This is a genomic window from Solitalea longa, assembly GCF_002920915.1.
GTDB lineage: Bacteria > Bacteroidota > Bacteroidia > Sphingobacteriales > Sphingobacteriaceae > Solitalea > Solitalea longa.
The window spans coordinates 13,725-40,534 of the sequence record NZ_PQVF01000003.1 but is presented as its reverse complement, the minus strand read 5'-3'; the positions used below and the strand labels follow the sequence as shown (position 1 = coordinate 40,534).

The following is a 26,810-nucleotide window of genomic DNA, read 5'->3' as shown; positions in this document are numbered from 1 at the left end:
ATATAAAACCAGCTATCTTATGACTCCAGTTTTTTCTACCGAAGTACCCAGTCCTGCCGGACATTACAACCAGGGAATGGCTGCTCATCAATTTATTTTTATATCCGGACAATTACCAACCGGCTTTCCTGCCGAAACTTCGTTAGAAGAACAGGTGAAAATTGCTTTACAACGAGTTATAGCCATTGCTGAAGCGGGAGGAAGTTCGATAGAAAAGATTGTAAAAACTACCGTTTATATTGCTGATGTAAATGATTGGCCCGCGGTAAATGCCGCCTATGCCGAATTCTTCGGACCAAATAATAAACCAGCCCGCAGCATTGTGCCGGTTCCGGCACTTCATTATGGTTATAAGGTAGAAATTGAGGCTATTGCAGCGATTTAATGAACGTTTATTTTATAAGCGGCTTAGGCGCAGACAAACGGGTATTTGATAAATTATCACTACCAACCAATTTCCAAATACATCATATTACCTGGATAGAGCCCTACCCAAAAGAGCCAATTACTGATTATGTAAAGCGTTTAAGTTTACAAATCGATACTTCAAAGGCATTTTGTTTGATTGGCTTGTCTTTCGGTGGAATTATCTTATCCGAATTATTAAAAGTTGTCTCACCCCAAAAAGCTATCATTATTTCAAGTGTAAAATCAACAATTGAGTTCCCTTGGTATTTTAGGTTTGCAGGTAAACTCAAATTACACAAACTCATCCTTAGCCCATTACTTAAATCAGCTAATTGGTTTTCATTTAAATTATTTGGTCTACAATCATTGGAGGAGCAACAACTGTTCAAAGATATTTTAAACGATACAAGTACTAATTTTATGCATTGGGCCATTGATAAAGTATTGACCTGGCGGCATGAAAATCCATCAAAAGATATCATCCATATTCATGGAACAAGTGATTTAATTTTGCCTTACAAATTGATTACCGCCGAGTTTACAATTAAAAATGGCGGTCATTTTATGGTTTATAATCGCGCTGTTGAGGTCTCTTCTATCTTAACAACTATAATTAATTGATAAAACAAAAATTCGTAATTCGTAATTCGTAATTCTAAAATCTAACTTTATTCCATGCTTCAATTTATCTGTTCTGTAACCGGCAAAAAATATCCTGTTAACATTCCGCGTTGGCGTAGCAATGATGGCCATTTATTGGATCTGGAGTTTGAAGCAAAGTTTGATTTGGAAAAAATTAAGGATCGAAAACCGAATTTATGGCGTTACCTGGAAGCTTTACCCATTACCAACGAAAATTCAATTGTCAGTTTTGAAGAAGGATTCACTCCTCTAATACCCATTGATTTTGACGGTAAACAAGCTTTCATTAAACAAGAGCAACTTTTCAGCACAGGCTCCTACAAAGACCGGGGTGCTACCGTCTTAATGAGCTTCGTCAAAGAACTAGGTATCAAAAAAGTAATTCAGGATTCCTCTGGCAATGCCGGATGTGCTATAGCTGCTTATGCTGCTAAGGCAAATATTAATTGTCGAATTTATCTTCCGGCCGATACCGCTGAAGCCAAAATAGCTCAAATGCGTATGTATGGAACCGAAATTGAACGCGTACCCGGTAGCAGGGAAGACACCGCTGCAGCCGCCTTAAAAGCCGCTGGATCCACTTTTTATGCCAGTCATTGCTATAACCCATTCTTTTACCAGGGAACCAAAACCTTTGCTTACGAAGTTTGCGAACAACTAGGCTGGACGGCTCCTGATGCGGTTGTAGTTCCGGCAGGAAATGGCACCCTTTTAATTGGCTGCTATATTGGCTTCAATGATTTACTAAAAGCTGGAATTATTGATAAACTTCCAAAAATTATAGCGGTTCAAGCAGAGGCCTGCTCTCCCCTTTCGCAAGCATTTAATAAAAGTTTGAATACTTACAATGAAGTACCAACAAAACAAACTTTAGCCGAAGGAATTGCTATTGCTACCCCGGTAAGAGGCAATCAATTATTAAAAATGGTGCTGGAGACTAAAGGGAAATTCTATTCAGTAACAGAAGAAGAAATAAAGGATTCATTACTGTATTGCGGCAAAATGGGTTATTATATTGAACCAACTTCTGCCGCCACAATTGCAGGACTCAGAAAATACCTCACTGAGCAGCCAGCAGAATTGGTAGTTTCGTTATTTACCGGGCATGGACTTAAATCAACCGATAAAATATTGAAGATTCTTAAAGAGAGTTAAGATATAAGAACCATGATATAAGACTAAATGCGATATCAGCAACTCCATTCTATACTCATAGTTCTTGGTTTTTGTATCCTGATTCTTATCTCTTGGCTCTTGTCTCTTGAATCTCTAAAACTTATCTTCGAGCCTGAAAAACACACACAAAAGCTTTAATGGAAAACCAGGACAAGAAAAGAGATCGTATAATTGAAATTGCCTTAAAACGTTTTGCTCATTATGGGTTGTCAAAAACAACGATGAATGAAATTGCCGATGATCTCTCGATGTCGAAAGCGTTGTTATATTATTATTTTCCGGATAAAAATGCGCTGTACTCCACGGTTATTAATCAGTTGTTTGAAGTGCATGCCATTGAGATTAAGAAAGAAATTGACCAATCAGCTTCCAGTGCCGAGGCGTTGAGTATTTATTTACGGAAACGGCACGAGTTCATCAAAAAATACTACATCCTTTTGGAGTTTAATAAGAGTTTCAACAAGGAGAGTTTTGCTCAAAAACAAAACTCATTTTCAACCATCAGAGCCAAGGAAAAATCGTTTTTAACAAATATTTTAGCTCAGGGAATCCAATCAGGTGAGTTTAAGATTGATGACCCGGAGAAAACCGAAGCCCTCATCTTTGATGCCTTACTAGGAATCCGTTTCGTAGTACTTGAATATAATAATTCGCCTCAACCCGATGACGAACTGTTTAACACCATTCTCGAAAAACAACAACTCCTTTCCGACTTGATCATCAGAGGATTAAAAGCCTAGTGAAGTACGAAGTTAAAAGTACAAGTTTAGAAGTAGAATTTTAGAATTACGATTTTAGATTAAAGCAGCTCCTAAAATCCGAAATCTAACTTCCATTTGTACTTTGTACTTCTTCCTAAATTCACAATCCAAAATCTAACCTCCCTTTGTACTTCTCACTTTGTACTTCTAAAATCTCCACTCTAACATCTAAAATCATCCTAAAATCTTCAATCCAAAATCTAACACCACCTTGACTTTTCAACCTAAATAGTCAGTAAGTAAATACTTCGTTACAAATGGAAACATTTTTGGAAATGAAAGTTTCCTAACTGTATATTTGACTATTAATTTCAAAAAGTCAGAAAGTAAATGAGTCAAATTGAAATACAGGATGACAAGCAAGAGCTGATTGTAGACGCGGCGTTAAAACGCTTTGCCCACTTCGGCCCTTCTAAAACAACCATGAATGAAATAGCTGATGATTTACGCCTTTCAAAGGCATTGATCTATTACTATTTCCCCGATAAAGCGAGTTTATTGAATGCCGTTCTGGAAAAAATCCTGAATAACTATTTCCTTGAAATTGAATGTGAGGCCAATCATTCCAAAACGGTTGAAAAAGCACTCTACAACCTTATCGCAGTTCGTCACGATTTTTTCATGAAGTTTTTTTTCAACATGGGCTTGAACAGAAACTTTTTGGAAGGCAATAAAAATTCGCTTGATGAAGTAGCGGCAAGAGCAATAAAACGAGAGAAAGCATTTGTTGCTACACTATTGGAGAAAGCCAATAAAACCGGAGAATTATCAATCACCAACACTGAGGAACAGGCGGATTTGTATATCGATTTGATGAAAGGAATTAGGTTCAGCTATGTAACTCCGGGAGCCTGCACTCCGATAATTGACGAAGACCTTTTAAAGGAGATCAACCATAAAACACGTTTAATGACCGAACTTTTTGTTAAAGCACATAAAACTCCAACCAAGCACTAAACATGGTAAAAGACAAAATTATACAAACAGCAGAAAAGCTTTTTACGGCTTACGGAGTAAAAAGCATTAGCATGGACGAAATTTCGGCAAAGGCAGGTGTTTCTAAACGTACCATTTATGAGCAATACAAAGATAAATCGTCAATAGTAAATCTGTTGATGAATCAGATTTTGCTGAACTATCAAATCGCTTTAGACAAATGTAAAATTGAAGCCCATGATGCAGTAGAGGAGAATTACATCGCATTAAAATATATCGAACAATTGGCTCTTGCCATCAATCCAAGTTTCACTTACGATATAAAGAAATACCATCCGGAATGCTGGAAAGAGGCTACATTCTTCAAAAACTATATCCTTAAGAACACCATACGCGATAATATCGAACGTGGTATTAAAGAAGGCTGGTTCAGAGAGGATATTAATCTTGAGATCATGACAGAGCTGAGGTTACTTGAAATCGATGCATTGTTCAACCCGGAAAACAGCGTTCTTCAGCAAAAAAAATTAAGAGAGGTAGCACTCGCCCATACAGAACATTTCATGCTTGGTATTGCCACCTTGGAAGGAAGAGAATTAATTGAACACTATATCAAAGAAGCATAATAAATAATGAAAAGAATAACCGGCATTTTACTGCTTTCATTAAGCATTTTAGGCTTTAAGGCTGAAGCGCAAAACAATGAACTGAGCCTTAAAGACTGTTTAAAGTACGCATTAGCCAATAATCAAAGGCTGGCTTCAACGAAATTGAATGAAGAAAGCGGACGTTATAAAACGGACGAAATAAGGGCACAGGCACTTCCGCAAATTAATGCAAATGCAAACTTTACCGACAATGTGCTCAAACAACAAATGGTGTTACCTGGCGAACTTGTAGGCAGACCGGGATCGGTAATGGCTGTTGAAGCAGGTACTACTTACAATGCCAGTGCAGGCGTTGAATTGAACCAACAATTATTTAACCAACAGGTATTTACAGGTTTAAAAGCGGCAAAAAAAAGTGAGCAATATTATCAGCTGAGTACCGCTATGAGCGAAGAAGAAGTGCTGCAAGGCGTTTCTAAACTTTACTATACTGTTTTGGTGGCTCAGCAAAAAATAGATGTTATTGATGCAAATATTAAACGAGTAGAACAATTGGTAAAGACTACTACTTCACAATACCAAAACGGTTTGGCAAAAAAGGTTGACCTCGATCGCATTAAGGTAAATCTGACCAACCTGAATACACAACGAATAGAACTTACCAATACCATTACTTTACAAACCAATCAGCTGAAATATGCTATGGGAATGCCTATTGAGCAAACAATTGCATTACCAAAACTTGATTTAAAAGCCATTGAAAGGCAGTCGGCTGCTACTTTGGCCCTTGATCAGTTTAATATTAACAACCGTACTGAGTTTAAATTATTGGATAAACAAGGTGAGCTGTTGCAACTACAGCGCAAGGCTAATATTTCGGAGTATTATCCAACGGTTTCCCTGTTTGCCAACTATTCATACAATGGTTTAAGCAATGAATTCGATTTGTATAAATCAGGAGGATCAGCCACATGGTACGATATGTCATCTGTAGGCCTAAGAGTTCGTATTCCAATTTTTGATGGATTTGCCCGTCGTTCTAGAGTAAATCAAACGAATGTAAGCATTAAACAACTCGATAAATCGAAAGAATACACCAAACTGTCGCTAAACATGGCTTACGAGAATTCAAAAATTCAGCTTAAAAACAGCCTGAATACCATTGCTTCTCAAAAAGAAAATGTGGCTTTAGCTGAAGAGGTGTATAAATCGAGCCAAAATAATTACAACCTGGGTTTGGCTGATTTAACCGACCTGCTGGCTGCTGAGGTTTCGTTAACTGAAGCCCAAAACAATTACTCTCAGGCTTTATTGAACTACAAAATAGCTGAGATCGAACTTATTAAATCAAACGGAAATTTAAGAACACTTTTAAACTAAGACTATAATGAACAAGAAATATTTCATCTACGGAGCTGTTGTCATTGCTGCATTTGCATTGATCAGCTGGAAATTAAATACAAATAAAAAACTGAACGAAGAAAAAACAGCCATTGTACAGCAAGGTGCTGCAATCATTCCGGTTCAGGCTGAAAAGGTGATAAAAGCCACATTTGCTCGCAATTTCGTTGCCAATGGTACTTTTGCCCCTGTTCATGAGCTTTCATTTGTTTCTGAAAACTCTGGTCGTATTACTTCATTATTAGTTGACGAAGGCAGTTTTGTAAGCAAAGGACAAGTAATAGCACGCATTGATGCTGAAATTTTAAACGCTGATGTTCAGGCAGCTCAAACCACTTTAGATCAATTGAGAAAAGATCGTGAGCGTTTTGAAAGTGCTTTACAAACCGGCGGTGTTACTCAAAAACAAGTTGACGATATCAACTTCCAAATCAGACAAGCAGAAAGCCGAATGGTTACCGCTCGTCGTAAAATGACCGACACGCAGATTAAAGCGCCTATCTCAGGTATCATCAATAAAAAATATGTAGAGTTAGGTTCTTACCTGTCTCCGGGCACTAAATTATTCGACATTGTTGATGTATCAACCTTAAAACTGAATGTTACCGTACCTGAGGCTCAAGTGGTAAACTTAAAATTAAACGGCAAAGTAACTGTTGACTGTAAAGTGTTCCCTGGAGCTGTGTATGGTGGCAAAATCACTTTTATCGCGGCCAAAGGCGACAACACATTGAACTACCCTGTTGAAATTGAAGTAACCAATTTAAAAGATCAGCAAATTAAAGCGGGTATGTATGGTACAGCTAATTTCGATGGACTTCAGTCTACTCCAGGCATTCTTATTTCTCGTAACGCTTTTGTGGGTGGTGTAAACAGCAATCAGGTATATGTTGAAGAAAACGGGGTTGCCAAATTACGCAAAGTAGTTGCGGGTCAAATCATGGCCGAAAAAGTGGTAGTTGAAAGCGGCCTTAACGAAGGAGAAACTGTAATTACCAGCGGCCAGATCAACCTTAACGATGGAAGCAAGGTAGAGGTTCAGAAATAAAATAAGAGGATTGCAAAAATAGTGGGTGTTTCACGCCCCTATTCAATCAATCTCTCATTCAATCATTCTTTCATAAACATAGATGAAAATTACAGAAGTATCGATTAAAAGGCCAACCTTGGTGGTGGTAATTTTTACCGTCCTCACCCTTATGGGTCTGCTTAGCTACTTTTCGTTGAACTACGAATTGTTACCTAAGTTCTCCTCGCCTACTTTAACCATTTCTACCGTGTATCCTGGAGCTTCTCCTAACGAGGTGGAAAATACGGTGACGAAGAAAATTGAAGATGCGGTGGCATCCATGGAAAATATTAAAAAGATCACCTCTCGTTCGGTGGAAGGTGTATCAATTGTTACCGTTGAATTAACCAGCAATGCAAACGCCGACATTGGCTTGCAGGAAGCCCAACGTAAGATAAATGCGATCTTATCAAAACTTCCTGATGATGCTAAAACACCGGCATTGAATAAGTTTTCGTTGGAAGATTTACCGATCATGACCTTAGCGGCTACCGCCAAAATGGATGGAGCCCAGCTATATGACCTGATCGACAAACGTATTCAACCAGCTTTATCACGTATTCAAGGGGTTGCGCAGGCGAACCTTATTGGTGGTCAACCTCGCGAAATTCAGGTAAGCATTAATGCCGACCGGTTAAAAGCCTATAACCTTTCAATTATGCAGGTTACGCAGGCTATCAAAGGTGCTAACCTTGATTTTCCAACCGGTAAGATCAAAAACACCGATAACCAGGTACTGATCCGTTTAGCCGGTAAATTTAAAACCGTAGATCAGTTGCGCAACATGGTGGTTTATAATGCACCGGATGGAGCACAGATCCGTTTAAGCGATATCGCTGATGTTCAGGATGCTCAAAAAGATGCCGATAAACTGGCTCGGGTTGACCGCCAAGGTGCCATTGCCATTCAAATTCAAAAGCAAACGGATGCCAATGCCGTAAACGTTAGTAAAGGCATAAAAAAGGCAATCGCTCAAATTGAAAAAGATTACGCTAAGGAAAACCTGAAGATCAAAATAGCTAACGATACTTCTGACTTTACACTGGAAGCAGCTGATTCAGTTATTCACGACTTAATCCTGGCGATTGTATTGGTAGCTGCTGTAATGTTACTGTTCTTGCATAGCATTCGTAATGCGCTGATCGTAATGGTATCAATCCCTGCATCATTGATTGCCACATTCATTGGAATGAAAATGATGGGTTTCTCTTTAAACCTAATGTCATTAATGGGTCTTTCATTGGTGGTGGGTATCCTTGTTGATGATGCGATCGTGGTATTGGAGAATATATATCGCCACATGGAAATGGGCAAAAACCGGGTTAAGGCAGCTTTCGAAGGTGTAAAAGAAATCGGTTTTACGGTTACATCCATTACGTTGGTTATTGTGGTAGTGTTCTTACCAATCTCATTAACCAATGAGCTGGTGTCAAAGATCCTGCGCGAGTTCTGTGTGGTGGTAATGATCGCAACCATGTTGAGTTTGTTCACCTCATTTACAATTGTTCCTTTATTATCATCACGCTTTGGTAAACTGGAGCATCTAACCAGGAAAACAGCATTTGGCCGTTTTATTTTATGGTTTGAAGCGCAATTAGATAAATTCACCGCTTGGATAACCGGTATTTTGGAATGGGCTTTAGCTCATAAACGCAGAACCATTGCGGTGGCGGTAGCCTTATTGATCGGTTCGTTTATGCTGTTAACTAAAGGATTTATTGGTGGTGAGTTTATCGCTCAGGGCGATCGTGGACAGTTTATTGTTCAGTTAGAATTGCCAAAAGATGCCTCGGTTGAGCAAATGAACAAAGTTACTGCACAAGCTGAACAGTTTATTGCTTCTAAAAAAGAAGTAATGTCAATGATTACAACAGTAGGTCAAAGCAGTGAAGACGGTTTTGGTGCATCACAGTCTACAGCGTATAAATCGGAGATCACCGTGATGCTGATTGATGCCAAAGAACGTAAAGATCCATCTGACATTTATGCGGCCAAACTAAAAAACGAACTGTTATCAAATCTTCAGGGTGTAAAAGTGAAAACCACTCCTGTGAGTATTTTAGGTACTGCTAACCGCGCTCCTATTGATGTGATCGTTATGGGTGCTGATTTAGACAGTGCGATGGCTTTTGCAAAAACAGCAATGGCCGAACTAAAAAACCTCAAAGGTTCTAAAGATGTTAAGCTTTCGGTTGAAGAAGGTAATCCGGAAATCAATGTTCAGGTTGACCGTGATAAAATGGCATCCTTAGGATTATCGATGGATGCTGTTGGAGGTACCATGCAAATGGCCTTCAGCGGAAATACAGATGCTAAATTTAGTCAGGGTGAATATGAATACGATATCAATGTTCGCTTTGATGATTTCAACCGTAAGAGCATTGAAGACGTAGCGAATATTACTTTCGTAAACAAGCAGCAACAATTGGTTAAACTATCGCAGTTTGCCTCTATCACAGAAGCATCAGGCCCAAGCCGTTTAGAGCGTCGGGATAAGAGCACTTCGGTGTCGGTTCAGGGTCAGGTTGTTGGTCGTCCGTCAGGAACTATTATCAGCGAGTTAAAAGCAAAACTTGATAAAATGCCTAAGCCAACCGGTGTAAGCTTTATTATGGGTGGTGATGCTGAAAATCAGGGCGACTCATTCAGCACTTTAGGAATTGCCTTATTAATTTCAATTGTGATGGTTTACCTGATCATGGTGGCCTTATACGACAGTTATGTTTATCCGTTTGTGGTTATGTTCTCCATTCCGTTGGCCTTGATCGGTGCTTTATTGGCACTTGCATTGACCAACAACACGCTGAACATTTTCTCTATTATGGGTATCATCATGCTAATTGGTTTGGTGGCCAAAAACGCCATCCTTATCGTCGACTTTGCTAATCAAGCTAAAGCGGAAGGTAAATCAACCAACGAAGCACTTATTGATGCGAACAACGCTCGTTTACGTCCTATTCTGATGACTACCATCGCCATGGTAATTGGTATGCTTCCTTTAGCGCTGGCAACAGGCGGTACAGCAGCCATTAAAAATGGTTTAGCCTGGGTAATTATCGGGGGGCTGATCAGTTCGATGTTCTTAACACTAATTGTGGTTCCGGTGGTTTATAAAATTATTGACATGTTCCTGACCAAATTTGGTTTCAACAAAGGCAATAATCATATCATTGAACAGTTATATGAAGATGAGAGTACTAAACATCCGCATAAGCATACATATGAGGATGATCTAGTGGTTCATTAAAGGTTTCTTTAGTTTAAGTGGTTAGTTTAGCCTCTCCTGATTTCAGGAGGGGCTTTTTTATGAGTAATCAGAGGCTTTTCCTGAAAAAGTACTAAACTAAAATTACCAAAGCTTACCGTAATAAATCAAAACACCCTGAAATCAAAAGCAAACGGAGTAGTTTTAAACCTTACTTGTTGAAATTGTTCATGCTTGGCATGTATAAGAAAGTTATATTCATCAGACATAACACAAGAAGGCACCTGTAAAATAAGCGATTCATTGGCTTCATACCAATCATCACCTAATCTTCGTGTATAATAAAGATTAGTACGCCAGTTTTTTGGAAGCTGATCTTCCTTCAATACTAAACATGAATAATTCGCTGGCAACTCAATGGTAAGCAAATAATAATCGGCGCTTGGAAGAATTCCACCCATATGGACCAGGTTTTCCATGCAGGCTAAAGCTCTGCTCTCAGACGCATATTTAACATAAGAGCCACCCAAATTCCACCGGCCCTCCACACTGGCATTGTTTATAACAGGGTTTCTGCTAATTCGGTAAATGTTCATTAACAATGCAAGTAGATGTGAATATTAAAAATCTCCGGATTTAATACGGTTAAGTTCTTTATTAACTTCATCAATGCCTGAAATTGCATTTAAAATAGTAAGTGGAATTTCTCCATATAAACCATAAGAGGGCTGACGCATCCATTTATTGAACTTATCATAGCTTCCAAAAGTGTCAAAGCCGTTTCCCCATAGATCAATAAGCTTTAAAAGCCTTTCAGAATCAGAAACATTTAACTGCTTTTGTTCTTTACGATAAATATTAAAGGTTCTAAATGACGAATCAAAAATGTATTCTGTTTCTTTTTGAGTTAAGCCTGCAATTCTTATCAAATCAAAAAGTCGTTCAATCGGTAAACCATCCTGCGAAAGCTTTAAAACATAGTAGCCCTTATCATGGATTTTCTCATGAACAGTTTTCAGGAAATCTTCAGTATTGATTTCATAAGCCACCAACTCTTCTGCAACTATAGAAATTGCTTCTTCATCAGCAGTTTTATAAGGTGCGGGAGTACTGCTTTTTGGTTTTCTTTCCATAAGGCTTTCATTTTGAGAACTTAAAACAAGATACAATTTTTCTTAAGCATTAAGAATTTTTTCACCATCTTTCCCTCCTATTCTAGAATCATTCTTAAATTATTTGTTTGTATCTTGGAAACGAGATATTCATACCTAAGACTATGATTATTAAAGATTTGCTCCATAAGCTGGAATCATCCACCCATCCAATGGCCGGCGCTCTTCATGCCGGTGAAAATTTCAGAGTATTAGTGGTGACCTTTAAAAAAGGAATGATATTAAAGGAGCACAAAGCCCATTTACCAAGTCGCTTAACTGTTGTAAACGGCAAGGTTATTTACAAAGAAAGTGATAAGAACATTGAGTTGGCACGTTATGATTATACTGACATTCCGGTTGAAATAATGCATACAGTAGAAGCACTGGAAGATTCGGTTTGTTTTTTAACCCAAGGGTGAGCCAATCCTTCTTACTAAATTATTTATATAATTTCTATTTTAGGGGTGTCATCATTTAAAATATGAAATTAACTAAAGTCATTTTTCCGTTTTTAGCCCTAAGCGGACTTTTTCTTTTTCCTGCATTTACCGATCACTCGTCTCCACCAATTAATATTACTGGTCTTTGGGCCGATTCAAACTCAACCAATTTCAGCCATTGCTATGCTATCTTTTCTCAGGAAGGAAATAAGGTAAAAGTGGCTCATTATTTGGAGTTTAAGGGAACACCAATGGTTGAAATAGGCGAAGGAAACATCACAGGAAACAAGGTTGACTATAAAGTAAAGGTTACCAAGGCTATTCCCGGATGGGCACTTTCTGGAGAACATATTTTAGAGTTAAGCCCTGATGGTAATACGCTGCGAGGCATTTACAAAGATGAGCAAGGAAATACGGGACCTATGGTGTTCAAAAAATTAAGACCCTAAAATGATCACTCGTTTACTGTTCTTCTGTCTTCTGTGCATGCTTTCTCTTGCTGAAGCCGGCGCACAAACTGTTGAGTTTCCAATACATCATAACAAAGTTGTGTTTTCCGATACCGTATTTGTAAACAACGTTTCAAAAGATTCGATATATGCCAGGGCAAAAAACTGGGTATTGAAATGTTTCCCGGCTCAAAACACTTCGTTTAATGATAACAATAGAACAGACAGCTTGATTGAGGCCAATGGATCACTTGAATTCAATCAAATGGACCTTCATAATTTAAACAAGGTTATTTTTGAATATAAGATCCATATTGATGTATACGACAATGCTTATGCTTATAAAATTGACAAATTTAAAGGCAGGCTGTATGAAAAATCGCAATACACTTCCAATTCGGCGGCAAGGATATGCATTGAGGAGGATTATGCTAACTATTTAAAGAATAAACGCAGTACCGACTATACGCGTAGGGTTAAGCAATTTTACAAGCTGATTAGTCAGCAGATCGAATCATTTAATACTGCTTTGGAGGTTGAACCGGAAGATAAGTATCAGCGCGGACCGCATTTAGAGTAATTTACATCGAAAGAACAAGACCATCATAAGCCAGGTCAATTCCTTTAGGCAGTTCCCTTTCCAGGTCTTCATGTTTACCTAAGCGATGGCTGATATGGGTAAAATAAGTTTGTTCAGCTTTAATTTCCTTTGCAAGCTCAATAGCTTCTTCCAGTGTCAAATGCGAAACATGACTTTCTCGTTGTAGTGCATTCAACACCAAAACCTTAGTCCCTTTCAACTTCTCTTTTTCCTCATCCTTAATGGTTTTCATATCGGTAATGTAGGAAAAATCGCCAATGCGAAATCCAAAAACAGGCAGTTTATAGTGCATTACTTCGATAGGTTTAAACTCGATGCCATGAACAGTAAAAGGTTTGTTGCCAATTTCCACCAAATTCACTTTGGGAATGCCCGGATATTTTATGGAAGCGAAAACGTAAGCAAACTCCCTTATCACGGCTTCCTGAACCCTCGGTGCAGCAAAAACATCCATCTCCCTGTTTAGCTTAAAGTTAAAAGCCCTTACATCGTCCAAACCGGCAATATGATCTTTGTGCTCATGTGTAAAAACAATGGCATCAAGTTTTTTCACTCCGGCCCTAAGCATTTGGTAGCGAAAATCGGGACCGCAATCAATAACCACCGAAGTACTGTTCCATTCTACCAAAATAGACGACCGCAAGCGATTATCGCGCTTGTCCGTTGAAACACAAACGGCACAATCACAAGCTATGACAGGCACTCCCTGTGATGTTCCCGTTCCTAGAAAAGTTATTTTCATTTGTTCGTATTTCAGGTTATGAGATACATGTTAAAACTTGTAATAGATAACACGCAACTCGAAACTCACAATTCATAAACCACTTATTCTAAGTCTAATTTTATCTGCTTCAGACTCAAATAAAAAGCCTTTTGTTTTTCATCAAGCAAACTTTCATCCGCTCTCACCTGCTTTACAATTTCAACAAGGGCATTGATCTTTTGTTCAAGCGTAATAAACTTATTTACCACTACCACTTTGGTTGATTGCAGCAAACAGGCACCCGATTTAAAATTTCCTTTTTCGTACCTAACCTTGTATTCAAGGTCACGTAATAAGGTTTCCAATTTTTCAAGTGTATGGTTCGTTATATTCAGCATGAAGATAGCATCAAGTTAAAAGGTTAGTTGAATGATAGCAAGAATAATTAACCTTTTCTTTCATCATTCTTAGCTCTTTAAAAAAATAATCCCAAAGCTAAATTAGCATTTGGGATTAAATTTCATATTAATTACACTTAATGATTAGCGTAAATCAACCACATCTACACCCGGATATTTTTTCTTATCAAAAGCAAAGAAAGAATCGTCTACTTTAGGGTTTTGTACAAAAGTTTTCACCTTATAGGTGTAGCGATTTCCGTTCTTATCAAAAATCTTGATCTGCTTTAATTGCTTAAGCTTTTTATCAACTGTAAGTTCAATTTTCGAAAACTGTTTAGTTGCTAAAGGAACAAGGTCAATTAGTTGAACAGTACTGGCACCATCCTTCTTCTCACCTTTCAACATATATTTATAACCTTTTTCATAAATGGTGAAGATCTGGGTTGGATTTAAGCTTTCACCGTTTTTCTCTAAGTTATTAATTTGTAATTCTTTAGTTTCCTTTAAGTAAGTGTAAGAAAGCTTGCCATCACTAAACAACTCTGTTCCACCTAAAATTACTTTGTATTTATTTGATTTTTGTTTGATATACAAAGTACCGTTTTGAGTTTCATTGATTTTTTCAGAAGGATTTTCGAGCGTATACGAGAAATCAGTTTTTAAACCATCCAATGAACGGTATTTGGCACTTACACCGGTTAAGATGTCTTTTGCCTGTTTTTCAGCTGGCGATTGCGCAAATGCAGCTACTGAAACAATTATCGCCAAAGCCGAAGTAAAAAGTGTTTTTTTCATTATTAATTTTATTCTATCAGAGTATATAGACTTATCACAAGTCGTGCCGTTTAAAATGAAGGGCAAATTTAACTATTCTAACTATTTTCCGTTTAAAGTATTGAGATATTGTTCCAGTGAATATTCATCAGGATAAAGCACTTCCCTTGCCTTGCTTCCTTCAAAAGGACCGACAATTCCGGCGGCTTCTAATTGGTCAATAATCCGCCCTGCACGGTTATACCCCAACTTTAACTTACGCTGAATCAACGAAGTAGAACCTTGCTGGTGAATAACCACCAAACGTGCGGCATCTTCAAATAAAGCATCACGGTCACTTGGGTCGAAATCTTTAACTGAACCTTCTCCATCCTCACCAACATATTCAGGCAGTTCATAAGCGCTGGTGTACCCTCTTTGCGACCCAATATATTCACAAATTCTCTCCACTTCCGGTGTGTCAAGGAAAGCACATTGCAAGCGTATTAAGTCGGAGCCCGTAGAAAACAGCATATCACCACGACCAATTAACTGATCGGCACCACCGGCATCCAGAATAGTTCTCGAATCGATTTTAGCCGTTACCCTAAAGGCTAAACGCGCAGGGAAATTGGCCTTAATGATACCTGTAATAACGTTTACTGAAGGACGCTGGGTAGCAATTACCAAGTGAATACCAATTGCCCGGGCCAATTGAGCCAAACGCGCAATAGGTGTTTCCACTTCCTTACCCGCTGTCATGATCAGATCGGCGAACTCGTCAATAACCAATACGATGTACGGAAGATAACGATGGCCATTTTCTGGATTCAGTCTTCTTGAAACAAATTTCTGATTGTATTCTTTAAGGTTACGTACCCCGGCATCCTTTAATAATTCATACCGGTTATCCATCTCAATACACAATGAATTCAATGTGTTGATCACCTTCTTGGTATCAGTGATAATAGCGTCTCCCTCACCCGGTAATTTGGCAAGAAAATGTCGTTCAATCTTCTTATAAAGGGTTAACTCAACTTTCTTCGGATCAACAAAAACAAATTTTAACTGCGAAGGGTGCTTTTTGTAAAGTAAAGAAGCAATTAAAGCATTGATACCAACCGACTTACCCTGACCTGTAGCACCTGCCATCAGCATGTGTGGCATTTTAGCTAAATCGGCAATAAACACCTCATTAGAGATTGTTTTACCCAAAGCAACCGGCAAATCCATTGTTGAAGCCTGGAATTTTTCCGTCGCCATTACCGAACGCATCGATACCAGTTCAGGATGCTGATTTGGCACCTCAATACCAATAGTTCCTTTGCCCGGTATTGGAGCAATGATACGAATACCCAATGCCGCCAAACTCAAGGCAATATCATCTTCGAGATTTTTGATCTTGGAAATACGAACTCCCGGAGCCGGAATAATTTCATATAATGTAACAGTTGGACCAATGGTAGCCTTGATCTTGTCAATCTCAATACCGTAATGGCCAAGTGTGTCTACGATCTTATTTTTATTGGCCTCAAGTTCCTGCTGATCAACATGAATTTTATTCGAGCCATGATGATCCAGCGAATCAATAGTTGGATATTTATACGAAGCCAAATCCAGCGTAGGATCAAACTCTCCATGCTGGCTAACCAAGTCTTGTGCTAACTTCTCTTCCTCTGTATGTTCAATGCTTAGCTCTAGCTCTTCTTCAGTAGGCTCAATCGGCATAACAGCAGGCTCTTCAGGCTGTTGAACATGGGTAAATTCAATTTCTTCGGGAACATCCTCTACTACCGGTTCTGTTTCGAGGGCGACCTGATTATTGGTTTCAAAATCAATTGTTTTAACTTCCGGTGTTAACTCCTCTTCCAAATAAGCAAGGTTTGGTTTTATTGGACCATTGGATGATGAATATTCGCGACGCGGAGTAAAATCTATTTCTTCTTCTGTTGCCAGATCATCAAATTTATTCCTACGAGGAAGATCAGCTGGGGGGGCAGTTAATGGCTTTTGCTTTGGAGAGAAATCAGGATTGAATGCAATGATCACAAACACGAGACCTGCAAAAACCAAAACACCCAAAACGCCTGTTTTACCCAGGGTAGCTCCCAACCAATTATTCAACTGAAATCCGAATACGCCTTCGAGAAAATGAGGCATTGGATTAAAGAAACTGTTAATGTAACCTGCAAAAACCGAAAGGAATACCAAAAAGAAAAAAGCATATGCAAGCGATTTTACAATAGGCAAAACGGCCACTTTAAACAAGAGCCTGTATCCTATTACAAAAAACACGAAAACAAATACAAAAGAGGCAACACCAAACCATTTGTAAATAAACTGGTGAGCAATCATCGCTCCCCATAAACCCATCCAGTTTTCAACCGGGTGTTCTTGCGGAGTAAATATTTTATTCCATGACATTTTCATCACCACGCTCTGATCTTCATCCCATGTTAAAATATATGAAGTAAAAGCAACCAGAAAATAAATGGAAAGAATGAGTAAAAACAAACCGGTTATCTTGATCAGTTTTGGATTAACTTCAGGTAAACTGAAAAACGGTTTCTTTTCCTCCTCTTGCTTTGGCGGATACTTGATCTTTGGTTTTTGGCTAATTTTCTCGGCCTCAGGATCTTTAATCTCGTTTCTAAAACGATTCGTACGTTCTTGCATCAGAAAAATATATCTCTCAAAGATAACGAGCCATTATAAAGTAGCAAATAGATTTTTGGTAAAGAAAAGCTGGTTTGAGAATTATTTTGTTGTAAAACAGATGAATTTACAACAGTTGATTGGGCTGGATGATGTTTAATAGGTCCATGATTAGTATTAGCTAATCATGGACGCTGATTTATATTTTAATTCAATACTTTTTCTGCCAGTTCCTTAAAGTCGATACCATCGAAATTTCCGGAACTCATCAACAAAAGATTTGTATTTAACCAGTTTTGATCCAACAGGTATTTTTCGAGTTCTTGCGAGTTGGTAAAAACCTGAACATTGGCTGAATTAAAAGCACTTTTAACCTGCTCTTCTGTGATTGGTTCAAGTTTTTTATGTTCAATAGTATGATGGTTGAAATAAACCAAGGCCACATCCGCGGTTGCCATGGCTCCATCATATTCTTGTAAAAAGGTTTTATTTAAGCTGCTGAATGTATGCAGTTCCATTGCAGCAATTAACTTACGATTTGGGAACTGCGCTTTCATGGCTGCTGTAGTTGCCTTTAATTTTGATGGAGAATGGGCAAAATCTTTATAAACAGCAGTTGTTTCATTTTTGCTAACCAGTTCCAATCGTTTAGCCGCTCCCTTAAAACTCGAAATTGCGTTATAAAAATCGGCATTGCTTACACCCAACTTATTACAAATTAAGCGGGCGCCATTTAAGTTCATCAGATTATGCTCACCAAAAACTTCCAGTTCCACTTTACCTTGTTCGGTATTCAAACTGGTAACTCCATTAACAACCTCATGCTGTGGTAATCCATATCCTACAGTTTCAAAAACAGGATTCGCATAATGAGCTACTAATTTCTTTAATTCATCATCAGCCTCGCAATAAGCCAAAAAGCCATTAGGCTGAATGGTATCGAGAAATATCTTAAACTGTTCTACGTAATTCTCAAAAGTTGGAAATACGTTTATATGATCCCAGGCAATACCACTTAAAATTGCAAGGTTGGCTTTATATAAATGGAATTTAGGTCGACGATCGATTGGAGATGACAAATATTCATCGCCCTCTATAATAATCACAGGTGCATTTTGTGTGATGCGCACCATGGTATCAAAACCCGCCAATTGAGCACCCACCAGATAATCGCAATCAATATTGCATTGGTGCAAAACATGCAAAATCATGGCTGTAATGGTTGTCTTGCCATGGCTGCCACCAATTACTACGCGAATCTTATCTTTTGACTGCTCGTAGATATATTCGGGATACGAATAGATTTTAATGCCTAATTCTTTCGCCTTAATTAACTCCGGATTATCGGCACGGGCATGCATCCCTAAAATAACGGCATCTAACTCGGCTGTGATCAGCTCCGGTTGCCAGCCCATTTGTTCGGGCAATAAGCCCATTGCAGCCAATCTTGATTTGGAAGGCTCGAAAACCTCATCATCAGATCCGGTTACCTTATAGCCTTTTTTATGGAGGGCAATAGCCAGATTGTGCATCGCACTACCGCCAATAGAAATAAAATGTACGTTCATGTTTTTGCAGGAATTGCGAGCGAAATTCGGATTTATTTATTCAAAAACAAGAGATAGAATGATTAATTATCCAACAATCGGCGATGATAGGAAATCTGCCCCAGGTGATACGAAAGATGCATTACCAGGTGAACAATCAAAAATTCAACTGATGTTTTTTCAGTGAAAACCAATATTGGGTATTCTTCTTTTAACTGCTCAAAGGAAATCTTGTCCAAAGATTGATCGACAACAGTTATCGTACAATCAATCATTGAAAAAAGCTCAGCCAGGGGAACATTTTTTTGAGAAAACTCCAGCTCCCGGTTTCTAACATAACCGCTGCCTCCCAAAATATTTCCTATATAATGGTTTAAGTTTCCTATCAAATGCAGGCAAAGGTTACCGGCAGAATTGGCAATGGCTCCATCTGTTTTCCAGATATTTTCTTCTTTACGATAAGCCTCTATTTCGGCCTTCAGCTTTAAAAGATCCCGGGTATATAATGCTTTTAGGGTTGGTAGCATATGAAGTATCTAATCCGCTTATTTCACAAACTTGGCAGCAACCCAATTATTGCGTGTATAATGACTGATATATTTCAGATCATATTTGGATGCTTCTTCTTGTATTATAGGCAAATCAGGAACTTCATAAAAGCCGCTCATGATCAGCTCACCTTCATCTTCCAGCATTTCGGCATACCTTGCCATGTGTCTGATCAAAATATTGCGATTGATATTGGCTAAGATCAAATCAAAACCAGAGTCATTCACCTCATCAATATCGCCCAGCTCCGATGTTATATTATCCGTTTCATTTAATTGAGCATTTTCTACAGTACTCGAAACGCAAACAGGGTCAATGTCGACTGCTAATAGTTCTTCTGCGCCTAGTTTTGAAGCAAGGATAGCCAGAATACCAGATCCACAACCCATATCTAAAACCTTTTTACCTTCTACTTCTGATTGCAATAAAAACTCCGACATCAGATAGGTGGTTTCGTGGTGACCGGTACCGAAAGCCATTTTAGGATCGATAACAATTTCCAAAGGAAATTCATCAGATTTTGAAGGATGAAAAGTTGCCCGGATATGAAGCTTATCTCCCACCGTAACCGGTTCAAAATTGCTTTCCCATACTTCGTTCCAATTTTTCTGAGGAATTTCATTAATGGCATACGAAAACCTAAACTGTTCAGCATAATGCGCCAGTTGGTCTTTTAAAGCAGTTTCGTCAAATTTATCAGCAGGTATATAGGCCTTAAAACCTTTATCGGTGTCTTCAAATGTATCGAAATCTATTTCAGATAATTCGGCAATAAGCAGGTCTTTAACAAACCCTTCAGGGTCGTTAACAGTGAAAACGAGTTCGAGATAATTCATGGATATTGAGAGCATAATTTAAATTGTAAGCACTTGGTCACGTTAAATTGCCCACAAGATATTCATCTTGTTGGTATTAACAAAAATAAAATCACTGATCCCATCCATAAACAATGAACAGAATCAGTGATTTTAAACAATTATTTGATTACGAATTAAACGTTTTGATGATGTCGGTAAAGTCGCGAGATTTTAATGACGCACCACCGATCAATCCACCGTCAATATCTTTTTGCGAAAATAAAGAGGCGGCATTTGATGGATTACAGCTTCCACCGTATAAAATGCTTACACTTTCAGCAGTTTCTTCATCATAACCTTCAGCAATCAGCTGGCGGATATAAGCATGCACTTCCTGAGCCTGCTCCGGAGTGGCGGTTAGGCCTGTGCCAATGGCCCAAACTGGCTCATAAGCAATAACAACCGTTTTAAATACACTTTTGATCAGGTGATATAAGCCCTCTTTTAACTGCGATTTGATCACATCGAAATGAATGCCTTGCTCACGCTCCTGCAATGTTTCACCAACGCAGAAAATTGGAATCAGTTCATGTTTTAAGGCTAGGTCCACTTTTTTAGCCAACTGACTGTTGCTTTCTGCAAAATACTGGCGACGCTCAGAGTGGCCTAAAATCACGTAATCAGCACCAATTGACTTTAACATTTTTGCAGAAACCTCACCCGTGTAAGCTCCCGACTCTTCCCAGCAGCAGTTTTGGCCTGCAAGTTTAATTTTATCAACAGCACTAGATCCGGTTTTCCACTGATCCAGAGCATAAATATTAGTAAATGGCGCAGATACAATAACAACTGCATCATTGCTTACCTCATCGGTAACCATATTGGCAACTTCAGAGATTAATTTTAACGATTCTTTTAAATCGTTATTCATCTTCCAGTTTCCGGCAACAATTTTCTGTCTCATTATTAATAGAATAGTTTGTGTGTTCTTGTGTGAGTAAAAATGAATTCAAGTATACGCTTTTCAACAGCATTGAACTCGGTTTTTTTTGTTTGCATCATTGCAGAAGCCGCTTTACAAAATTTTTCAAAGTCGAACTCAGCGGTAACTTCGTTCTGCAACCAACTAAAATCGGTTACAAATTTAGGAGGAAAACCCATTGTTGCAATACTGCATCCCAATCCAGTTACTGTACCTGTATTAAGCATGGTGTTTATTGCAGTTTTTGTATGATCGGCCATGATCACGCCATATTTCATCAGATTCGTATCCCTCAAACTGCCTGTAGCGTAGCTCCAAACCTTAACATTTCCAAAATTATTTTTCAGGTTAGAATTATTGGTATCCGCTCCCATATTGCACCATTCCCCAATCACCGAATCTCCCAGGTAACCATCATGGCCTTTATTTGAATTACCTATAAAAACACAGTTTTTCAGCTCTCCGCCTACAACTGTATTAGGACCAAGGGTAGTTGCTCCATAAATTTTCGCTCCCATCTTAACCACGGTACCTTCGCCTGCTGCAAAAGGCCCCCGAATCATGGCTCCTTCCATAATTTCGGCATTTTTACCTATATAAACAGGTCCTGTTTGGGTGTTAATGTAAGCAAACCCCACCTTCGCTCCTTCCTCGATAAATAACTCATTTCCTAAAATATGGGCCTCAGTTGGAAACCGTTGTGAGTTTTTGTTAGCCGTTAAACGTTTAAAATCATCCCGAATCGCTTTATCATTGAACTGGAATATATCCTCCGGAAAACGCAGACTATAAAAATCTTCGCTATAATTATCAAAGATTGAAGTAAAATTGAAAGAGGCAAACTGCTCCTTTGTAACAAAGGCCGCAATAAGCAACTCATTATGTCCAATACATTCTCCAGGTTTTAATTGCTGAATATGTTTTACCAAAAGATCATTTGGAATAATGGCCCCATTGATAAATACATTGTCTTCCTCTAAAATCAATGGGAACTTTTCCTGTAAATAATCTTCCGTAAAGGTGGATAGCTGTTGCTTAAGGAGTGTTTCCCATTTTTGGCGAATGGTGAATATCCCTATTCGCAGATCGGCAATAGGACGGGTAAAAGTAAGAGGCAGCAATTGTCGACGAATTGTTTTATCATCGAACAAAATATAGTTTCTCATTATTCAAAAATAAAAAACCTTAAGGAGTAAACTCATAAATAAATTGTTATCAACTTTTATTTATGAGTTGGCAAAAGTCCACAAAAAAAGTCTGTTGAATTCCTCCAACAGACTTTTTATATCAGGTAAACCGAAACTATTTTTTAGCGTAACGGTTTTTGAATTTATCGATACGACCCGCAGTATCAACCAATTTCATCTTACCGGTATAAAACGGGTGAGATTTATCAGAGATCTCTAATTTTACTAACGGATATTCGTTTCCATCTTCCCAAACGATGGAATCACGAGTGTCAACAGTTGATTTGGTAAGGAATGCGTAATCGCACGACATATCCTTAAATACTACTAATCTATAATTTTTTGGGTGGATATCAGCTTTCATCTTCGCACTTATTTTTAAATGAGGTGCAAATATAGATACATCTATCTTATTGTGCAAATTAAAATTAATAATTATTCTGTACTTATCATCTATAGAAGCCCGATGTGATTCAACTGTATCTTAATTTGCTTCTTGGAGCAAAAAAAGCTAAATTCAAGTTAAGACTGTTTAAAGAACCTTGCAAGACTCATTCCTTTCCTTCATTTTTCATCACATTATCTTTCACCATTAGAACTACTGACTTTTTGCAACGATAAATCATTAGCCAAAAGTTATGAAAAACCGCTCTCTACTAATATTATTTTTTATAATCGGGCCCGTTTCTTTATTTGCTCAAACAGATGCACAGTTTAGCCAATACATGTTTAACGGTATTTATATCAACCCGGCATATGCAGGCTATAAGGAACAGTTAAACATGCACATGTTTTTCCGCTCACAATGGACCGGCGGATTGGAAGGCAATCCTGAAACATTCACCTTTGCGCTGGATGCTATAGCCAACAACAACAATGTGGGCCTGGCAGTGAATATTGTCGGCGACCGCGTTGGTGCAGAAAGTTCTCTGGCCGGTTATCTTAACTACGCCTATCGGTTAAAAGTAAGCGAAACGGGAAGACTGGCTTTTGGTTTAGGATTAGGCATTGCACAATATGCAATTGACGGGAGCCAATTAGACCCAAATGAACCCGTTGACCCCTCCGTTCCACTTACTAAACAGAGTGTAGTGGTGCCCGACTTTCGGGCAGGAATATTTTATACTACCGACCGATTTTACGGTGGTTTTTCGGCTGATAACATCATCAGCCAATACATGAATTATACAAAAGACCCTTCCATACTTGTCCCAAAAAAATACCCTCATTTTTATTTAACCGCTGGCTGCCTGATTCCCCTATCTCAATCGATTGTATTAAAACCATCAACCCTGTTTAAAGTAGAGCAAAAAGCACCCTCAACCTTAGACCTTAATGCTTTTGTATTGTTTTACGACAGGGTTTGGCTAGGAGCATCGTACCGTACAGGGGTTATGTTCCTTGGAAGAGAAAATTTACAGAGTGACTTAAACATGAATAATGCTATTGCCGCATTAATTGAAATATATGCTACCGACAGGCTGCGGATTGGTTATGCCTACGACTTTTCGCTCTCTGAGTTTAAAAATTACAACTACGGAACGCATGAGATCTCTTTAGGTTTTTCATTCATTCCAAAGAAAATAAAAATGCTTACACCAAGGTATTTTTAACAATTACGGGACACCGATAATGAGATTGCTCTACTTATATGCTTTGTTAACAATTTGCCTGGCAGTAAATAAGGTTAACGCCCAGGCTGTTTTACGAGAAGCCCAGCGCCAGTCGGAATTATTAAACTATCAGCAGGCCATCCACTTATATGAAAAAGCCTTTAACAAAAAGAAAACGATTGCTTCCGCACGGGGTTTGGCCGAAAGTTATCGCCAGTTAAATGAATACACGCTTGCCGAAACATGGTATGCCCAAGTAGTAGAAATGAAAGAAGCCCAACCAGCAGATTTTCTTTATTACGCCGAATCATTAAGAAATAATGCCAAATATGATAAGGCTAAAGAATGGTACAAAAAACATCAAACCGAAGCAGGAAAAGACGCCGTTCCAAATATCGGCAGTTTGATAGCTTCATGCGATTCGGCAAAATACTGGATGCTTAAGCCGGTTAACTATGATTTTACTCACGACACCTTATTGAACACCCCGCAAAGCGATTGGGGAGCTGTTCCCTATAAAAATGGCATCGTTTTCACGTCCGACCGAATTATTGACCCCAATTACATGAAAGATAAGCGCTTTTTGTTTTTCAATGTAAACAACAACTTGAAGAAGAATTACTACGGCTGGACTGGCTTACCGTATTTAAAATTATTTTATGCAGAAAAAACAGCAAATGGCTGGCAACAAGCCATTCCGTTTTCAGATAATTTGAACGGACCTTTTCACAATGGCCCGGCAACCTTCTCGGCCGATAAAAAGGAGGTATTCTTTACACGAACCCGTGGAATTACTGACAGTAAAAATTACACTCAAGACCCTCGATTACAAAAAGATTACACCATCAAACTTGAAATATACTCCGCTAAATTTGATTCAATTACCAACACCTGGACTGAACCTCAACCCTTTGTGTATAATGCTCCCTTGCAATATTCAGTGAGTGATGCCTGCCTAAGTAATGATGGTCAGTTTTTATACTTCTCTTCTGACATGCCGGGCGGTGTGGGCCAGTCGGATTTGTATTATTGTAAAAAGCTTAATGATGGAACCTGGGACAAGCCGGTTAACCTTCGGCAGCTAAATTCATGGGGAAGTGAACGTTTCCCAACATCAGATCAAAACAACAATTTATATTTTGCCAGCAATGGTTGGGGCGGAATGGGCGGCTTGGATATTTTTATTTCGAAATATAACAATGAAACCACCAAATGGAACCCGCCGAAAAACCTGGGCTATCCGCTTAATACTCATCAAGACGACTTCGACATTGTTTTTACTGTTGGGGGCAAAAGTGGTTATTTATCCAGCAACCGTACAGGCGGAAAAGGCTCCGACGATATCTATGAGTTTAGGAAGAAGGAGCTTCATTTTAAACTGAAAGGACTAGTGATAAATAAGAAAACGCGTGCCCCCCTGAAAAACTCAAAAATTAATCTTTGCAATCAGATAAACGGCGCTAACCTTGAAACTACGACAAATGAAAAAGGGGAATTTGAATTTCAGTTAGAAGAAAACAACAACTACTCTGTATCTGCAGAAACGACAAACTTTCACATTGCCCAAAAGGATAGCATAAGCACTATCGGTTATGCTGATTCTAAACTATTTTCTGTCCAATTAGAACTCGATTCTATTGTTATAAATCAGCAAAAGAACCTCAAGTTTAAGAATATTTATTTCGACTTCGACAAGTTTAATATCAGAAAGACTGCGATCAAAGATCTTAACCAATTGGTTCAGGTAATGAAAAATAATCCAACCATGTCAATTGAACTTAGAGCCCATGCTGATTCAAGAGGATCGGACAGTTACAATTTGGCTTTAAGCAAAAAAAGAGCGCAATCAGTAATAAATTATCTAGTTACCAAAAAAATCAATAAAAAGCGTATCAAAGCCAAAAGTTATGGAGAATCGCAGCCGGTAAATAATTGCAGAGATGGCGTTAAATGCACTGAAAAAGAATTTCAACAAAACCGAAGAGTGGAGTTTTCTATTTTAGGTCATTAACCGCCCCTGGTCATTCAAATAATTTACAGCAACATATCACTATTCAACAATGCCTTCTGCAATATTTGAAGGATTGGTTGAAAGTGAAGTATATACATTTTTTTTAGTTTGAGGATGGAGGTAAGTGGCAGAAACTGCTGAGGCTCCATAACCGATCACATAAAACTTTGCCCCCTGAGCTATACCTAATCCGGCAATATCATTCTTATTAAGGTCGACTTTAAAGGATCCGTTTGTAACGATTAAAGGCACAGGTGGTGAATAGCTGTAATTTGTCGAAGAAACATCACTGGCTCCAAAAAACAACCGGACCCATCGATCATCAGCTGTCACGGGTGAAATATCACCTTCTATTTCATACTTTTCTCCAGCCGTATTAAACTTCACTGTAAGGTTGCTTAACCGCGTGGTTGAAAACATAGAGAGTTTAACCCCATCAATCCCCGACTGACGCTGCCCATGCTCATGTTGATAAACCCAATATGTATCGTATCCGCTTTTACTAAAAAAAACATCGTACTTACCTGGCGCCACACTTAATATTTGAATATTTCCACTATTGTTGGATGTGCCTGTTCGTTTTGGCTTTACATTATCAATGGTCATTGACACGCCATTAGCGGGTTTAATCTCATTACCCAAATCATCAAAAAGCTGCACCTTGGCACTTAAATTATCAATGGGAGTTCCATTGGAAGGATCATTAGTACAACTGTAAATCAGTAATAAAGGAATCGCAAGTAAATAAAGCAGTTTCATGTA

27 protein-coding genes are annotated in these 26,810 nt (G+C 38.5%); 14 read left to right on the top strand and 13 right to left on the bottom strand.

Translation table 11 applies throughout. The features are described 5' to 3' along the window. The first annotated feature begins 19 nt into the window (after positions 1-19). The 9 genes from C3K47_RS04510 to C3K47_RS04470 all read left to right on the top strand — a co-directional run bounded on the left by C3K47_RS04510 (position 20) and on the right by C3K47_RS04470 (position 10,248). Entirely contained in the window at positions 20-385 is a 366-nt protein-coding gene (locus C3K47_RS04510) for a RidA family protein (protein ID WP_103787932.1), read from the top strand. Then, complete coding sequence (locus C3K47_RS04505; protein ID WP_103787931.1) at positions 385-1,029, top strand: alpha/beta hydrolase; 645 nt, start codon at positions 385-387, stop codon at positions 1,027-1,029. The genes C3K47_RS04510 and C3K47_RS04505 overlap by 1 nt, the downstream gene beginning before the upstream one ends. A 54-nt stretch (positions 1,030-1,083) precedes the next feature. Beyond that, on the top strand, positions 1,084-2,205 hold the full coding sequence (locus C3K47_RS04500) for a threonine synthase (RefSeq protein ID WP_103787930.1): 1,122 nt from the start codon (positions 1,084-1,086) through the stop codon (positions 2,203-2,205). 158 nt (positions 2,206-2,363) lie between these two features. After that, a complete protein-coding gene (locus C3K47_RS04495) occupies positions 2,364-2,966 on the top strand; it encodes a TetR/AcrR family transcriptional regulator (RefSeq protein ID WP_103787929.1) in 603 nt (200 codons plus the stop codon). Between the two features lie 351 nt (positions 2,967-3,317). After that, a complete protein-coding gene (locus tag C3K47_RS04490; protein WP_103787928.1) occupies positions 3,318-3,944 on the top strand; it encodes a TetR/AcrR family transcriptional regulator in 627 nt (208 codons plus the stop codon). Positions 3,945-3,946: 2 nt separating this feature from the next. Then, a complete protein-coding gene (locus C3K47_RS04485) occupies positions 3,947-4,549 on the top strand; it encodes a TetR/AcrR family transcriptional regulator (RefSeq protein WP_103787927.1) in 603 nt (200 codons plus the stop codon). Positions 4,550-4,555: 6 nt separating this feature from the next. Then, positions 4,556-5,911, top strand: a complete 1,356-nt coding sequence (locus C3K47_RS04480; protein ID WP_103787926.1) for a TolC family protein — start codon at positions 4,556-4,558, stop codon at positions 5,909-5,911. Between the two features lie 7 nt (positions 5,912-5,918). Next, positions 5,919-6,980 carry an efflux RND transporter periplasmic adaptor subunit gene (locus C3K47_RS04475; RefSeq protein WP_103787925.1) on the top strand — a complete coding sequence of 354 codons (1,062 nt, stop codon included), beginning with the start codon at positions 5,919-5,921 and terminating at the stop codon, positions 6,978-6,980. 82 nt (positions 6,981-7,062) lie between these two features. Further along, complete coding sequence (locus C3K47_RS04470) at positions 7,063-10,248, top strand: efflux RND transporter permease subunit (protein ID WP_103787924.1); 3,186 nt, start codon at positions 7,063-7,065, stop codon at positions 10,246-10,248. Between the two features lie 125 nt (positions 10,249-10,373). On the opposite strand, the gene C3K47_RS04465 is transcribed toward C3K47_RS04470, so the two are convergent. Further along, complete coding sequence (locus tag C3K47_RS04465) at positions 10,374-10,802, bottom strand: RES family NAD+ phosphorylase (protein WP_103787923.1); 429 nt, start codon at positions 10,800-10,802, stop codon at positions 10,374-10,376. A gap of 24 nt (positions 10,803-10,826) precedes the next feature. Further along, positions 10,827-11,339, bottom strand: coding sequence for an antitoxin Xre/MbcA/ParS toxin-binding domain-containing protein (locus C3K47_RS04460; RefSeq protein WP_103787922.1), 513 nt, complete (start codon positions 11,337-11,339; stop codon positions 10,827-10,829). Positions 11,340-11,482: 143 nt separating this feature from the next. On the opposite strand from C3K47_RS04460, the gene C3K47_RS04455 reads away from it, so the two are divergent. The 3 genes from C3K47_RS04455 to C3K47_RS04445 all read left to right on the top strand — a co-directional run bounded on the left by C3K47_RS04455 (position 11,483) and on the right by C3K47_RS04445 (position 12,829). After that, entirely contained in the window at positions 11,483-11,779 is a 297-nt protein-coding gene (locus C3K47_RS04455; protein ID WP_103787921.1) for a cupin domain-containing protein, read from the top strand. Between the two features lie 62 nt (positions 11,780-11,841). After that, a complete protein-coding gene (locus tag C3K47_RS04450; RefSeq protein ID WP_103787920.1) occupies positions 11,842-12,249 on the top strand; it encodes a hypothetical protein in 408 nt (135 codons plus the stop codon). Position 12,250: 1 nt separating this feature from the next. Then, entirely contained in the window at positions 12,251-12,829 is a 579-nt protein-coding gene (locus C3K47_RS04445) for a DUF4468 domain-containing protein (protein WP_103787919.1), read from the top strand. A gap of 1 nt (position 12,830) precedes the next feature. On the opposite strand, the gene C3K47_RS04440 is transcribed toward C3K47_RS04445, so the two are convergent. The 10 genes from C3K47_RS04440 to C3K47_RS04395 form a co-directional block, all read right to left on the bottom strand. Further along, entirely contained in the window at positions 12,831-13,592 is a 762-nt protein-coding gene (locus tag C3K47_RS04440) for an MBL fold metallo-hydrolase (protein ID WP_103787918.1), read from the bottom strand. Positions 13,593-13,675: 83 nt separating this feature from the next. After that, a complete protein-coding gene (locus C3K47_RS04435) occupies positions 13,676-13,951 on the bottom strand; it encodes a hypothetical protein (RefSeq protein WP_103787917.1) in 276 nt (91 codons plus the stop codon). A 144-nt stretch (positions 13,952-14,095) separates the two neighbouring features. After that, positions 14,096-14,749, bottom strand: a complete 654-nt coding sequence (locus C3K47_RS04430; RefSeq protein ID WP_103787916.1) for a LolA family protein — start codon at positions 14,747-14,749, stop codon at positions 14,096-14,098. Positions 14,750-14,830: 81 nt separating this feature from the next. Further along, the gene (locus tag C3K47_RS04425) at positions 14,831-17,383 is read right to left on the bottom strand and encodes an FtsK/SpoIIIE family DNA translocase (protein WP_103787915.1); all 2,553 of its coding nucleotides are present in this window, start codon (positions 17,381-17,383) and stop codon (positions 14,831-14,833) included. A gap of 185 nt (positions 17,384-17,568) precedes the next feature. After that, positions 17,569-18,930: a UDP-N-acetylmuramate--L-alanine ligase gene (locus C3K47_RS04420; protein ID WP_103787914.1), complete on the bottom strand. Its 1,362-nt coding sequence runs from the start codon at positions 18,928-18,930 to the stop codon at positions 17,569-17,571. A gap of 62 nt (positions 18,931-18,992) precedes the next feature. Then, on the bottom strand, positions 18,993-19,436 hold the full coding sequence (locus tag C3K47_RS04415) for a DUF1572 family protein (protein WP_103787913.1): 444 nt from the start codon (positions 19,434-19,436) through the stop codon (positions 18,993-18,995). 18 nt (positions 19,437-19,454) lie between these two features. Further along, complete coding sequence (prmA, locus tag C3K47_RS04410) at positions 19,455-20,294, bottom strand: 50S ribosomal protein L11 methyltransferase (protein WP_103787912.1); 840 nt, start codon at positions 20,292-20,294, stop codon at positions 19,455-19,457. Between the two features lie 148 nt (positions 20,295-20,442). Beyond that, complete coding sequence (gene tpiA, locus C3K47_RS04405) at positions 20,443-21,219, bottom strand: triose-phosphate isomerase (RefSeq protein WP_103787911.1); 777 nt, start codon at positions 21,217-21,219, stop codon at positions 20,443-20,445. 2 nt (positions 21,220-21,221) lie between these two features. Then, on the bottom strand, positions 21,222-22,403 hold the full coding sequence (locus C3K47_RS04400; RefSeq protein WP_103787910.1) for a putative sugar nucleotidyl transferase: 1,182 nt from the start codon (positions 22,401-22,403) through the stop codon (positions 21,222-21,224). A 136-nt stretch (positions 22,404-22,539) separates the two neighbouring features. Next, the gene (locus C3K47_RS04395; protein WP_103787909.1) at positions 22,540-22,788 is read right to left on the bottom strand and encodes a type B 50S ribosomal protein L31; all 249 of its coding nucleotides are present in this window, start codon (positions 22,786-22,788) and stop codon (positions 22,540-22,542) included. 274 nt (positions 22,789-23,062) lie between these two features. On the opposite strand from C3K47_RS04395, the gene C3K47_RS04390 reads away from it, so the two are divergent. Together C3K47_RS04390 and C3K47_RS04385 are read left to right on the top strand one after the other, a co-directional pair. Continuing rightward, the gene (locus C3K47_RS04390) at positions 23,063-24,037 is read left to right on the top strand and encodes a PorP/SprF family type IX secretion system membrane protein (protein WP_103787908.1); all 975 of its coding nucleotides are present in this window, start codon (positions 23,063-23,065) and stop codon (positions 24,035-24,037) included. A gap of 19 nt (positions 24,038-24,056) precedes the next feature. After that, positions 24,057-26,048: an OmpA family protein gene (locus tag C3K47_RS04385; protein ID WP_103787907.1), complete on the top strand. Its 1,992-nt coding sequence runs from the start codon at positions 24,057-24,059 to the stop codon at positions 26,046-26,048. Between the two features lie 39 nt (positions 26,049-26,087). Here C3K47_RS04385 and C3K47_RS04380 read toward each other — a convergent pair whose 3' ends face one another. Next, a complete protein-coding gene (locus C3K47_RS04380) occupies positions 26,088-26,807 on the bottom strand; it encodes a carboxypeptidase-like regulatory domain-containing protein (protein WP_103787906.1) in 720 nt (239 codons plus the stop codon). Between the last annotated feature and the right edge of the window lie 3 nt (positions 26,808-26,810).

Coding starts and splice junctions, on each gene's coding strand:
- C3K47_RS04485 (WP_103787927.1), top strand. CDS start 3,947: ATGGTAAAAGACAAAATTATACAAACAGCAGAAAAGCTTTTTACGGCT.
- C3K47_RS04415 (WP_103787913.1), bottom strand. CDS start 19,436: ATGCTACCAACCCTAAAAGCATTATATACCCGGGATCTTTTAAAGCTG.
- C3K47_RS04495 (WP_103787929.1), top strand. CDS start 2,364: ATGGAAAACCAGGACAAGAAAAGAGATCGTATAATTGAAATTGCCTTA.
- C3K47_RS04505 (WP_103787931.1), top strand. CDS start 385: ATGAACGTTTATTTTATAAGCGGCTTAGGCGCAGACAAACGGGTATTT.
- C3K47_RS04480 (WP_103787926.1), top strand. CDS start 4,556: ATGAAAAGAATAACCGGCATTTTACTGCTTTCATTAAGCATTTTAGGC.
- C3K47_RS04455 (WP_103787921.1), top strand. CDS start 11,483: ATGATTATTAAAGATTTGCTCCATAAGCTGGAATCATCCACCCATCCA.
- C3K47_RS04500 (WP_103787930.1), top strand. CDS start 1,084: ATGCTTCAATTTATCTGTTCTGTAACCGGCAAAAAATATCCTGTTAAC.
- C3K47_RS04475 (WP_103787925.1), top strand. CDS start 5,919: ATGAACAAGAAATATTTCATCTACGGAGCTGTTGTCATTGCTGCATTT.
- C3K47_RS04385 (WP_103787907.1), top strand. CDS start 24,057: ATGAGATTGCTCTACTTATATGCTTTGTTAACAATTTGCCTGGCAGTA.
- C3K47_RS04400 (WP_103787910.1), bottom strand. CDS start 22,403: ATGAGAAACTATATTTTGTTCGATGATAAAACAATTCGTCGACAATTG.
- C3K47_RS04465 (WP_103787923.1), bottom strand. CDS start 10,802: ATGAACATTTACCGAATTAGCAGAAACCCTGTTATAAACAATGCCAGT.
- C3K47_RS04470 (WP_103787924.1), top strand. CDS start 7,063: ATGAAAATTACAGAAGTATCGATTAAAAGGCCAACCTTGGTGGTGGTA.
- C3K47_RS04395 (WP_103787909.1), bottom strand. CDS start 22,788: ATGAAAGCTGATATCCACCCAAAAAATTATAGATTAGTAGTATTTAAG.
- tpiA (WP_103787911.1), bottom strand. CDS start 21,219: ATGAGACAGAAAATTGTTGCCGGAAACTGGAAGATGAATAACGATTTA.
- C3K47_RS04380 (WP_103787906.1), bottom strand. CDS start 26,807: ATGAAACTGCTTTATTTACTTGCGATTCCTTTATTACTGATTTACAGT.
- C3K47_RS04425 (WP_103787915.1), bottom strand. CDS start 17,383: ATGCAAGAACGTACGAATCGTTTTAGAAACGAGATTAAAGATCCTGAG.
- C3K47_RS04510 (WP_103787932.1), top strand. CDS start 20: ATGACTCCAGTTTTTTCTACCGAAGTACCCAGTCCTGCCGGACATTAC.
- C3K47_RS04460 (WP_103787922.1), bottom strand. CDS start 11,339: ATGGAAAGAAAACCAAAAAGCAGTACTCCCGCACCTTATAAAACTGCT.
- C3K47_RS04435 (WP_103787917.1), bottom strand. CDS start 13,951: ATGCTGAATATAACGAACCATACACTTGAAAAATTGGAAACCTTATTA.
- prmA (WP_103787912.1), bottom strand. CDS start 20,294: ATGAATTATCTCGAACTCGTTTTCACTGTTAACGACCCTGAAGGGTTT.
- C3K47_RS04445 (WP_103787919.1), top strand. CDS start 12,251: ATGATCACTCGTTTACTGTTCTTCTGTCTTCTGTGCATGCTTTCTCTT.
- C3K47_RS04430 (WP_103787916.1), bottom strand. CDS start 14,749: ATGAAAAAAACACTTTTTACTTCGGCTTTGGCGATAATTGTTTCAGTA.
- C3K47_RS04450 (WP_103787920.1), top strand. CDS start 11,842: ATGAAATTAACTAAAGTCATTTTTCCGTTTTTAGCCCTAAGCGGACTT.
- C3K47_RS04490 (WP_103787928.1), top strand. CDS start 3,318: ATGAGTCAAATTGAAATACAGGATGACAAGCAAGAGCTGATTGTAGAC.
- C3K47_RS04420 (WP_103787914.1), bottom strand. CDS start 18,930: ATGAACGTACATTTTATTTCTATTGGCGGTAGTGCGATGCACAATCTG.
- C3K47_RS04390 (WP_103787908.1), top strand. CDS start 23,063: ATGAAAAACCGCTCTCTACTAATATTATTTTTTATAATCGGGCCCGTT.
- C3K47_RS04440 (WP_103787918.1), bottom strand. CDS start 13,592: ATGAAAATAACTTTTCTAGGAACGGGAACATCACAGGGAGTGCCTGTC.